Origin of the sequence: Tessaracoccus flavus (genome assembly GCF_001997295.1) — a bacterium.
Classification (GTDB): domain Bacteria; phylum Actinomycetota; class Actinomycetes; order Propionibacteriales; family Propionibacteriaceae; genus Arachnia; species Arachnia flava.
Genome location: NZ_CP019605.1, coordinates 2898028 through 2909013, shown reverse-complemented (window position 1 = coordinate 2909013; position 10986 = coordinate 2898028). Strand labels below are relative to the sequence as shown.

10 protein-coding genes are annotated in these 10986 nt (G+C 66.7%); 9 read left to right on the top strand and 1 reads right to left on the bottom strand.

Annotated elements, in window-relative coordinates; genetic code table 11:
• Positions 1–41: 41 nt before the first annotated feature.
• The 3 genes from RPIT_RS13290 (at position 42) to RPIT_RS13280 (ending at position 3128) form a co-directional block, all read left to right on the top strand.
• The gene (locus tag RPIT_RS13290) at positions 42–1088 is read left to right on the top strand and encodes an IS110 family RNA-guided transposase (RefSeq protein WP_077339480.1); all 1047 of its coding nucleotides are present in this window, start codon (positions 42–44) and stop codon (positions 1086–1088) included.
• A gap of 137 nt (positions 1089–1225) precedes the next feature.
• Positions 1226–2143: an SDR family oxidoreductase gene (locus tag RPIT_RS13285; protein ID WP_077343887.1), complete on the top strand. Its 918-nt coding sequence runs from the start codon at positions 1226–1228 to the stop codon at positions 2141–2143.
• A gap of 10 nt (positions 2144–2153) precedes the next feature.
• The gene (locus tag RPIT_RS13280) at positions 2154–3128 is read left to right on the top strand and encodes an aldo/keto reductase (RefSeq protein ID WP_077343886.1); all 975 of its coding nucleotides are present in this window, start codon (positions 2154–2156) and stop codon (positions 3126–3128) included.
• A 9-nt stretch (positions 3129–3137) separates the two neighbouring features.
• On the opposite strand, the gene RPIT_RS13275 is transcribed toward RPIT_RS13280, so the two are convergent.
• A complete protein-coding gene (locus RPIT_RS13275; protein WP_077343885.1) occupies positions 3138–4178 on the bottom strand; it encodes a DUF808 domain-containing protein in 1041 nt (346 codons plus the stop codon).
• Between the two features lie 110 nt (positions 4179–4288).
• On the opposite strand from RPIT_RS13275, the gene RPIT_RS13270 reads away from it, so the two are divergent.
• The 6 genes from RPIT_RS13270 (at position 4289) to RPIT_RS13245 (ending at position 10982) form a co-directional block, all read left to right on the top strand.
• Positions 4289–5242, top strand: a complete 954-nt coding sequence (locus tag RPIT_RS13270) for a Sir2 family NAD-dependent protein deacetylase (RefSeq protein ID WP_226996270.1) — start codon at positions 4289–4291, stop codon at positions 5240–5242.
• A gap of 357 nt (positions 5243–5599) precedes the next feature.
• A complete protein-coding gene (cmtR, locus tag RPIT_RS13265; RefSeq protein ID WP_006590980.1) occupies positions 5600–5959 on the top strand; it encodes a Cd(II)/Pb(II)-sensing metalloregulatory transcriptional regulator CmtR in 360 nt (119 codons plus the stop codon).
• Complete coding sequence (locus RPIT_RS13260) at positions 5956–6558, top strand: cadmium resistance transporter (RefSeq protein WP_016997609.1); 603 nt, start codon at positions 5956–5958, stop codon at positions 6556–6558. The genes cmtR and RPIT_RS13260 overlap by 4 nt, the downstream gene beginning before the upstream one ends.
• A gap of 1388 nt (positions 6559–7946) precedes the next feature.
• The gene (locus RPIT_RS13255) at positions 7947–8525 is read left to right on the top strand and encodes an ABC transporter ATP-binding protein (protein ID WP_237267834.1); all 579 of its coding nucleotides are present in this window, start codon (positions 7947–7949) and stop codon (positions 8523–8525) included.
• Positions 8522–9616, top strand: coding sequence for a COG1361 S-layer family protein (locus RPIT_RS13250; protein ID WP_143028216.1), 1095 nt, complete (start codon positions 8522–8524; stop codon positions 9614–9616). The genes RPIT_RS13255 and RPIT_RS13250 overlap by 4 nt, the downstream gene beginning before the upstream one ends.
• Positions 9617–9623: 7 nt before the next feature.
• The gene (locus RPIT_RS13245; RefSeq protein ID WP_162274565.1) at positions 9624–10982 is read left to right on the top strand and encodes an ABC transporter permease; all 1359 of its coding nucleotides are present in this window, start codon (positions 9624–9626) and stop codon (positions 10980–10982) included.
• Positions 10983–10986 lie beyond the last annotated feature (4 nt).

Sequence of the window (10986 nt, the reverse complement as noted above, 5' to 3'; positions counted from 1 at the left end):
CGCCAGCTGGCGACGGTATCGAGAAAGGGACACACATCGCCATGACCATCGTTGCAGACATCTATCCCTATGTCGTGGGCGTCGACACCCACGCGCGATCTCACACGTTCGCGATCCTGAGCCGCGGGCGGCTGGTCGACACGCAAACGTTCCCGACCAACCAAGCCGGACTCGCACGGGCGGTCGACTGGATCGGTCGCCGCACCGCAGGCGAGATCAGTGACACCGTGGTCTCGGCCGAAGGGACCTCCAGCTACGGGGCGCAGCTGGCGGGCATGTTGGCCGAGCACGGTTACCGGGTGGTCGAGGCCCCCACCCCCCACCGGGGACGTGACGGGAAAACCGACGCCCTCGATGCGCAGCGCGCCGCCCGCGGCGTGATCGACCTCGAGGACACCGCGTTGCGTGACCACCGCCGTCACGGTGACCTACGTGACGCGATCGCCGCGTTGAGCACGCTGCGTGCGCATTACACCGATCAGCGCACCGCGCTGATCAACATGCTCACCGCTCTGCTGCGGGTCACTGACCTGGGTATCGACGCCCGCGGCCCTCTCACCGCCACCCAGATCACCCAGATCGCCGGCTGGCGGCCCCGCCGCGAACCGGAACCGCTCCACATCCAACGCCAGATCGCCATCGCCCACGCCCGCGACATCGGCGACCTCGACCGTCGTCTGGCGGCCAACAAGAGCCAACTCGCTGACCTGACCGCCCGTCACAGCCCCCAGCTGCTCGACATCTACGGCGTCGGCCCAGTGAGCGCTGCGGTGATCATCGCCGCCTGGTCCCACCCCGGCCGGGTACGGTCCGAGGCGGCGTTCGCGAAACTCGCCGGTGTCTGCCCGATCCCCGCGTCCTCGGGTAACACCACCAGACACCGCCTCAACCGCGGCGGAGACCGACGACTCAACTGGGCACTGCACCAAATCATCACTACCCGCCTGTCCCACGACCCCCGCACGAAGGCCTACGTCGCCAGACGCGAAGCCGAAGGCAAAACCCCCAAAGAAATCCGACGCTGCCTCAAGCGCTACCTCGCCAGACAGATCTACCGAACCCTCACCGCACCACTTGACAACACATAGAAGCGTCGAGATCGACAAGCTCAGGGACCGAGATCGACAAGCTCAGGGACCGAGATCGACAAGCCCAGGGACCGAGACCGACGCTGCTAGTTTCGAGGAATCCGGCGGGGCGATTGCGGGGTGGCTAGGCTCGATGCATGAGTAATGACATCGAATCCACCGTCGCGAAGCATGCAGCCGAACTCGCCAGCCAGCCGGAGGGTGGGTTCCCGGCGCAGGAGCAGGCACCCCCGGGTCTCACCAGCAAGATGGACCCCGTCCCCGACCACGGGGAGGAGAGCTATGAGGGCCACGGGAAGCTACAAGGCCTCCGTGCCCTCATCACCGGCGGCGACTCCGGGATCGGGCGCGCCGTCGCGATCGCGTTCGCGCGGGAGGGCGCCGACGTCGCCATCGCCCATCTGCCCGAGGAACAGTCCGACGCCGACGACACGCTCGAGTTTGTGCGGAAGGAAGGCGTCAAAGGCTTCTCCATCCCAGGCGACCTGCAGGACACCGACACGTGCGCCCGGACCGTCGAGCAGGCGGTCGAGAGCCTCGGCGGACTGGACATCCTCGTCAACAACGCCGCCTACCACTTCACGCGCGGAGACGCGGGCGGGCTCGAAGGCCTGAAGCAGGAGAACGTCTCCAGGGTGCTGCGGCTCAACATCGAGGCGATCCTCTGGCTCACGAAGGCAGCGGTGCCGCACCTGGGCAAGGGGTCGTCGATCATCAACACGAGCTCCATCCAGTCCTTCGAACCATCCGGGCGGCTGCTCGAGTACGCCGCGACGAAGGCCGCGGTCAACAACCTCACGGTCAACCTCGCCGAGGAACTGGGCCCCAAGGGCATCCGGGTCAACGCCGTCGCGCCCGGCCCCATCTGGACACCGCTGCAGCCGGCCACGCGTGACGGCGAGGAGATGAAGAAGTTCGGCGCCGACACGCCGCTGGGACGGGCCGGCCAGCCGGCCGAACTGGCCCCTGCCTACGTGTTCCTGGCCTCGCCGCGCGACGCGAGCTACGTCTCCGGCACCATCATCGGCGTCACCGGCGGCAAGGCTGCCTGGTGAGAAGGTGGGCATGCAGTACACAAAGCTGGGCCGCACCGGCCTGAAGGTTTCCCGACTGGTCCTGGGCACGATGAACTTCGGGCCCGAGACCTCCGAGGAGGACGCGCACGCCATCATGAGCCGCGCCCTCGACGAGGGCATCAACTTCTTCGACACCGCCAACGGGTACGGGGGCAAGGGCCACCGGGGCCGGACTGAGGAAATCATCGGCCGGTGGTTCGACAAGACCGGACGCCGCGACGAGGTGGTGCTCGGCACCAAGGTCTACGGAGGCCTGACCGAGGACGAGAAGCCGAACTTCTCGCGCCTGTCGGCGGTCAACGTCCGCCGATCCGCGATCGGGTCGCTCAAGCGGCTGCGCACCGACCACATCGACCTGTACCAGATGCATCACGTGGACCGCGAGACCCCCTGGGACGAGGTCTGGCAGTCGATGGACCGGCTGGTGGCCGAGGGCGACATCGTCTACGTCGGGTCCTCCAACTTCGCCGGCTGGCACATTGCGGCGGCCACCGAAGCGGCGCGTCGCCGGGGATCGCTCGGGCTGGTCAGCGAACAGTCGCTGTACAACCTCGCCGCCCGCACGGTGGAGCTTGAGGTACTGCCGGCGGCCCGGCACTACGGGCTCGGCGTGATCCCCTGGTCGCCGCTCGGCGGCGGGCTGCTCGGCGGCGTGCTCCGGAAGCTGGATGAGGGGCGCCGCGCGTCGGCCGGGATCGCCAGCCAGGTCGAGGAGAAGCGCGACCAGCTGCAGCAGTGGGAAGACTTCTGCGACGAGCTGGGGGAGAAGCCCGGCGACGTCGCCCTCGCCTGGCTGCTCCACCAGGACGGCGTGACCGGGCCCATCATCGGTCCCCGCACGATGGAACAGCTCGAGTCGGCGCTACACGCCCTGGAGATCTCCCTCGACGACGACGCGCTGCGTCGGCTCGACGAGATCTTCCCCGGGCCGGGCGGCTCCGCGCCGGAGGCCTACGCCTGGTAGCGCAGGGGGTCACTCAACCCGGTGGGAGCCACCCTCGTCGACGCGGGGGTGGCTCCTGGCATCGGAGCTCTCGATGACGCCCTTCTTGAGGGCCGCGGCGGCTTCCTCTTCGCTGGCCTCGTGGTCGTCGTCGTGCTTCTTGCCGAACGGCAGCAGGTGCATGACGACGACGGCGATCGCACCGACGATGAGGCCGAGCAGAGCGGAGAACAGCGTGTTGACGAGCCAGCCGACGAACCCGCCGGCCGCGCTCGCCGCCGCCACCTCGAGCCCGTGGACGAAGTCGTAGATCGGGGTGAAGCCGAGGTCGTTGATACCCACCAGCAGGATGTGGCCACCCACCCACAGCATGGCCGCGATGCCGACGGTGGAGAGCGCCTTCAAGACGATCGGCATGGCCTTGACGAGGCCCTCGCCGAGGCGCTTGGTCGACGGGTTGGTGGCGAGCTTGAGGCCGATGTCGTCCATCTTGACGATGAAGGCGACCGCGCCGTAGACGAGGGCGGTGATGCCGACGGCGACGACCACCAGCGCCGCGGCTCGCAGCCAGAAATCGAGGTCGGTCAGCTCGTTGAGCGAGATGACCATGATCTCGGTCGAGAGGATGAAGTCGGTTGTGATGGCGCCCTTGACCATCTTGTCCTCGTGGGCCCCGCCCTTGACGATCGCGGGGGCCTTCTTGGCCTTGGAGTGGCCGCTGACGATCTCCCAGATCTTCTCCGCCCCCTCGTAGGACAGGTACAGGCCGCCCAACATGAGCAGGGGTGTCAACAGCCACGGGAGGTACTGGCTCATCAACAGGATCGCGGGGAGGATGAACAGGAGCTTGTTCTTCAGCGATCCCTTGGCGATCCGCCAGATCACCGGAAGCTCACGCTGCGGGGTGAAGCCCTGGACGTACCGGGGGGTCACGGCGGCGTCGTCGACAACCACACCGACGGCCTTCGTCGAGGCCTTGGTGGCAGCGGCGGCGATGTCGTCGACGGAGGCTGCGGCGATGCGGGCGATCGCGGCGATGTCGTCCAGTAGTGCGGCAAGTCCGCCAGCCATGGTGGGCCCTTTCTCACGGGGTCGGGTGGAAGACGAGGCTTCCAGGTGACGAGTGTAGGGCCGCAGCGGCGCTCAAGCTGTCCTTAGGGCCTGCGGCTACGCTGGTTGCCGTGAATCGGGAGCGGGTGCCAGACGTCGGTGGATGGTTCCGCACGGCCCGCGACGGTGGGGTCGCGACCCACGGACGCTGGGGAGCGGTCGCGGGACCCTTCGGGCTTGTCTCCACCGACGATGAACTCCGAGCGGCCCTCGATCTGCTGAGCGATGGGCCGACGATGGTGCTGAGCGGGGCAGGGATGTCGACGGGGTCCGGCCTGCCCGACTACCGGGGCCCCGACGCGGTGCCGCGCTCGCCCATGACGTACGACGAGTTCGTCTCCTCCGACCTCAGCCGACGGCGCTACTGGGCGCGCAGCACGGTCGGGTGGCGGTGGTTCCGCCAAGCCGAGCCCGGGGTGACGCACGTGGCGCTTGCGGAGCTCGGAGGGATGCTCGACGTCGTCGGGGTGGTGACGCAGAACGTCGACGGCCTGCACACTCGGGCGGGGTCGGCGCCGGTCGTCGATCTGCACGGAAGCCTCGACAGGGTCGTCTGCCTCTCATGCGGGGCGGTGACCGGCCGCGAGCGCCTTCAGGAGGAGTTGCTGGCGCTCAATCCGAGGTTCGCCGCGCAGTTAGACGACCTGGCGGAGGAGGCCCGGAGCGCGCCCGACGGCGACGCGGAGGTGGATCGGACGGAGACGTTCCGCTACCCGGACTGCGAGGTCTGCGGGGGAGTGCTGAAGCCGGACGTGGTGTTCTTCGGCGAGAATGTGGCCCGTGACGTCGTGGCCCGGGCCAATGATCTCTTCGAGCGGGCCGGCTCGCTGCTGGTGGTGGGCACGAGTTTGACGGTGATGAGCGGCCTTCGCTTCGTGCGCCGCGCGGCCAAGGACGGCAAGCCAGTCGTCATCGTCGGCGACGGCGCCACCCGCGGCGACGAGCTGGCCACGATGCGGCTGCACGGTCGCCTGGAGAACGTCCTCCCGCGCTGGGTCGACTGGCTCCGCGAGCTCGCTCCCTGAGCTTGTCCTTCCGTGTTCCCTGAGCTTGTCCTTCCGTGTTCCCTGAGCTTGTCGCCCCTGGTCCCTGAGCTTGTCCTTCCGTGTTCCCTGAGCTTGTCGTTCCGTGTTCCCTGAGCTTGTCGAAGGGTTACGGCCGTGTGTGTGGTCGCCGCCCTTGTGGTCGGGGGCGGCGGTAGGTGGCGAGGTCGTTACCCTTCGACGGACGCTCGTGTCGAGATGCACTGCAGTTTGTACGACTTCCCGCGTACCAGTTTGTGAATCGGGGTGCTGGCCCGCGATTCGTACAAAGTAGGGCGGCCGCCCTCAGCGGCTGACGCCTGTGACCGAGTGTTCAGTGCGCGCTGTATAGTTCAGTCCATGCTGACTATTGCTTCGCGTCTCGACGTGATGAACCGCCTGGGTCGTGCACTGGCCGACCCCACTCGATCCCGGATCATCTTGACCCTGCTCGACCATCCCGCTTACCCGGCGGAACTGGCCCGAGATCTGGACCTCACACGCCCGAACGTGTCCAACCACCTGGCATGCCTGCGCGATTGCGGGATCGTCGTCTCCGAGCCCGAGGGTCGTCGGACACGATATGAGATCGCCGATTCGCACCTGGCGCAGGCGCTGACGGCACTGGTCGATGCCACCCTGGCAGTGGACGAAGACGCCCCGTGCATCGATCCCGCCTGCTCGCTTCCCGGATGCGACGCAGCTGGGGAGGGCGCATGATCCTCACCTCGGTCTTGCAGGCGATGGGCCTGTTCGCAGCAACCAACATCGACGACATCATCGTGCTCTCCCTCTTCTTCGCGCGAGGGGCAGGCCAGCGCGGCACTACCGCCCGCATTCTGGCCGGCCAGTACCTCGGATTCGCCGGCATCCTCGGTGCCGCGGTCCTGGTGACCATCGGTGCCGGAGCATTCCTGCCCTCGGCAGCCATCCCGTACTTCGGTCTCATCCCTCTGGGCCTCGGCCTCTGGGCCGCGTGGCAGGCCTGGCGCGGAGACGATGACGACGATGACGACGAGGCCAAGGTTGCCGGCAAGAAGGTCGGCGTGTGGACAGTCGCAGGCGTCACCCTTGCCAACGGCGGCGACAACATCGGCGTCTACACCCCTGTCTTCCTCAGCGTGGAACCTCTCGCAGTAGTCGCCTACTGCATCGTCTTCCTCGCGCTCGTCGCGGTCCTGGTGGCCCTGGCAAAGTTCGTCGCCACCCGCCCCCCGATCGCCGAAGTGCTCGAACGCTGGGAGCACATCCTCTTCCCCATCGTTCTCATCGGCCTCGGCATCGTGATCCTCGTCAGCGGCGGAGCCTTCGGACTCTGACGTAGCGGCAGCGATCCAAACGGCCCCGACCGGGCGCACCCCTCTCGGTTCAGACCGCGACACCTACCTGCAGCCAGTCCTGCGTGCCACATGGTGCAGAGCCATGGGCATCCGCGAACTCTGGAACGCGCTTCGGTCCAGTCTCCAAAGCCGAGAGATGATCGACGCAGCAGACGCACTGGCCGCCAGACAGTGGATCAAGCGGAGACTCGCGACCGCGAATTGTTGATGGTCGTCGCCGCGTCATACTCGGATCCGCGCACCCACGAACTACCCGCGGCCAAACCCGTGTAACGGTCGATTGACGCCCACTGCCGACATTCCTCGATCACCGGGCAACCCGAGCACAAACGCATGGCCGGCTCCGCCGCGCTAGCAGCCTCAGCCCCATCCCGCGCAAAACGGTGGGCCACCTCTGCCGCTGTCCAAGCATTGCCAGGGACTGCACAGTGGCCGAACAAGGCCAAGACTCCGGCAAGGTCAGCGGCCGTGCGTCGTCGATAGTCACGCATGACTTGCTGCGCACGCCACCGTTCACGATTGGCCCGGAGCCTCCGTCGCGGACTCATGTACTGAACTCTCGATGAGAAACCATGCCCAAAGTGTCGCTGACAACGGACGATGCCCCCAACTTTGTGATCTATATTATATAGAGGCCCGTTTATACAAAGTAGAGCGCATCTCGACAGCTCGCTCGTTCCTCGCGAGCTGCTCAGGGACCAATCCAGTTCCCTGAGCTTGTCGCCCCTGGTCCCTGAGCTTGTCGAAGGGTTACGGCCGTGTGTGTGGTCGCCGCCCATGTGGTCGGGGGCGGCGGTAGGTAGCGAGGTCGTCACCCTTCGACGGACGTTCCTCGCGCAGAGCGCTCGTCACTGCTCAGGGACCAATCCAGTTCCCTGAGCTTGTCGAAGGGTTACGGCCGTGTGTGTGGTCGCCGCCCTGTGGTCGGGGGCGGCGGTGGAGGACGAGGTAGTTACCCTTCGACGGACGGGCTGCTCGCTGCGCTCGCTGGCCCTGACCAGGGACCACCCTTCGGCGGACGTTCCTCACGCAGAGCGCTCGTCACTGCTCAGGGACCGATCCGGGGTCGGACCCGCCACCCTGACGTGCACAGTTGCGCGGACTTGGCCCGGCTCAGGTCTATCGTGTACTCGGTCGCCGCACAGTGGTGGCGCGAGTCACTAGGAGGTGATGATGCCCCCCAGAGTCAAGCGGCCCCCGCTGCCGGAGGTGGGCGAGCCCCTCGTGCAGACCCGGGACCTCAGCAAGATCTTCCGTGTAGGCGACTCCCGCGTCGTCGCCCTCAACCGGGTCAACCTCACGATTCCTCGGGTAGCTTCACCGCCGTCGTCGGCACGTCGGGGTCCGGGAAGTCGACCCTGCTGAACATGCTCGGCGGCCTCGAGAAGCCGACCGCTGGCGAGGTCTTTGTGGCCGGCCAGCCGCTGCACAGGTTCACCCAGTCCGAGCTGGTCACCTACCGGCGCGAGCAGGTGGGTTTCATTTTTCAGTCCTTCAACCTGCTTCCCCAGCTCACGGCGCTGGACAACGTGGCGCTGCCGCTGAGCTTCCGGGGGGTGGCCAAGCACGCGCGCCAGGCCCGCGCCCGCGCCGTGCTCGCTCAACTCGGCCTCGCCAAACATATGCACCACAAGCCCGGTCAACTATCCGGCGGTCAGCAGCAGCGCGTGGGCATCGCCCGGGCGCTGGCCGTCCAGCCCACGCTGGTGTTCGCCGACGAGCCAACCGGGAATCTGGATTCCCGAACGTCCGAGGAAACCCTCAACCTTTTCCGAGCAGTCATCCGGCGCTTCCAGACGACGTGGATCATGGTCACCCACGACCACCACCTCGCCTCCTTCGCCGACACCATCGTCAGCATCGGCGACGGCCGCATCACCGACATCACCCAGACGGAGCACGCCCAGACGGCGTCGTTCGTCACGAACCAGAAGGTCACGCCATGAAGATGATCCACCGGCTCATGCTCGTCGTTACGATGGTCCTAAGCCTCAGCCTCGTCCCACTCAGCAGCGCTGCGGGGGACCCCGCCGACGAGGGGAGCGGAGGCAATGGCGGGGGAACAGTAGGCAGCGGAGGCACAAGCAACGGAGGCGGCGTAGTGGTGCCGGATCCGGGCGGAGGGGGCGGTTCACCCGCCATTCCCGGCATCTCCACCCCGCGGGTGATCCTCGCCGGCTTCACCACCAACCCTGAGGTGGTGCAGGCCGGCCAGGACTTTCAAGTCACCTTCACCCTGCGCAACACGTCGACGCGCACCCGGGTGCAGAACATGAAGATCACGCTTGCGTCCGCGGACAACGCCTTCCTGCCCGCCAACGGGTCGTCGTCCATGTTCCTGCGCCGGATCAGCGCGGACGATGTGGAGCTCGGGACCATGAACTTCCATTCGCTCCCCTCGCTGGAGGAGCGGCCGTATCAGATGGTGATCAGCGTCGAGTATGAGGACACCCTGGCTAACGCCTATTCCACGCAGGAGACGGTCTCGATTCCCGTCAAGCAGAGCATCCGGGCGGATTCATCGGTGCCTCAGCTGTCGCCCCCGCAACTCACGCTGGGCCAGGAGGCGTCGCTGACATTCAACATCTTCAATCAAGGCAAGACGAAGCTGTACAACGCCAAGGCCACCGTGGCGGAGGGGCAAGCCGTCACCGCGCCCGAGGTGTTCGTCGGCACCATCGAGCCGGGTACGTCGGGCGCGGTCGACATGACGGTCATGGCGGCGGAAGAGGCGGTCGGACCGGTCACGATCGTCGTCTCCTACGAGGATGTCGACGGCAAGGTCAGCACGATGGACAAGGTCGTCGAGGTCGCCGTCATGGAGCCCATGCCCATAGAAGAGCCTGGGGGATGGGAAGAACCGGTGGAAGAGGCCGCATTCCCCCTGGTGCCCGTATTGGTCGCAGCCGGGCTGTTGGCGCTGCTCCTGATCATCGCGCTCGTGGCCCGTGGACGTCGCCGGAAGCGGCGTGAGGCCGAGGACATGGAGTCCCTTGCCGCGCTCGGGGAACCGCTCATCGGCCCAGACGTCCGCTGAGTTCGTCGTGCGTTGGTCCGATCTTCTCGCGGCGAGCTTCGCCAGCCTCCGGCAGCGCCTGTTCCGCACGTCGCTGACGGTTCTCGGCGTGTTGATCGGCACCACCGCGGTGATCGTGATGGTGTCGCTGGGCGTCGGCCTGTCGTCGAGCTTCACTGCGCAATTCCAGAACATCAACCTGCGTCAGGTACAGGTGTACGCCCCGCCCCCCGTGGAGCAGGGGATGCAGGGGGTGCCCACGAAGATGAACGACGCCATGCTTGCCTACCTGGAAACCATGCCCGGGGCGCAGGACGTCTGGCCCGTCTACTACGCGGACATGGAAATGAGCATCGGCAGCGGCCAGCAGTTCATGCAGATCCAGGGCCTGCCCGCCGAGGCGTTCCCGGAGATGGACCTGACACTCGCCTGGGGGGAGTTGCCGCACGCCGGGTCCTTCTCGTTGTTGCTGGGCGACATGGTCCACGAACAGTTCTGGGACCCGATGACCGGCATGCCGCTGGAGATCGACTTCCGCACCCAGACGCTCTTCGGGACTCTCACCACCTGGGGTGACTACGGTCCCGTCCCCATCCCCGGCGATGACGGCCCCGTCGGCGAGGACCCGACGCAGCCGCCGCCGCCCAAGAAGCGGCACATCCTTCCGGTGGCGGGACAGCTGTTGAACGACCGCGGCGAGGGCCAGTGGGGGCCGAACTCGATGATGGTGTGGGCGGACCTCGACGCCATGGTCAAGTGGATGCAGAAAGCGCTGCCGGGCAAGGCGTTGCCCAACCAGCCTGCGACCTCGGACGGGAAACCCCTGGGGAAGGAGTTCATCTACAGCGAGTTCAGGGTGCTGACGCAGGACCCGGAGGCAGCGGAAGCCATGCTCAACAGTCTCCGCGAGCAGGGCATCCAGGCCAATGCCGAGGTCGAGTGGATCCGGCAGGCACAAAGCCAGGCGGTGGTCGTCCAGGCCGTGTTCGGCGGCATCGGCTTCATCTCCTTGTTGGTGGCGGCCATCGGCATCGCCAACACGATGATGATGAGCGTCTACGAACGCACCAAGGAGATCGGCATCATGAAGGTCATGGGCGCTGCATTGGGCGACATCCGCAAGATGTTCCTCATCGAGTCCGCGGCCATCGGCTTCATCGGCGGCATCACCGGCCTACTGCTCTCCGTGGCGGTGTCCGCGATATTGAACGCCACGTTGGGGTCGATGATGGGCGAGATGGGCGGCGAGGCCCAGCTCTCTGTGATCCCCATCTGGCTGATGGTGGGCGCCGTTGCGTTCGCCACGCTGATCGGGATGCTGGCCGGCATGGTGCCAGCGCAGCGCGCGATGAAGCTCAGCCCGTTGGCTGCGATCCGCAACGAATAGCGTC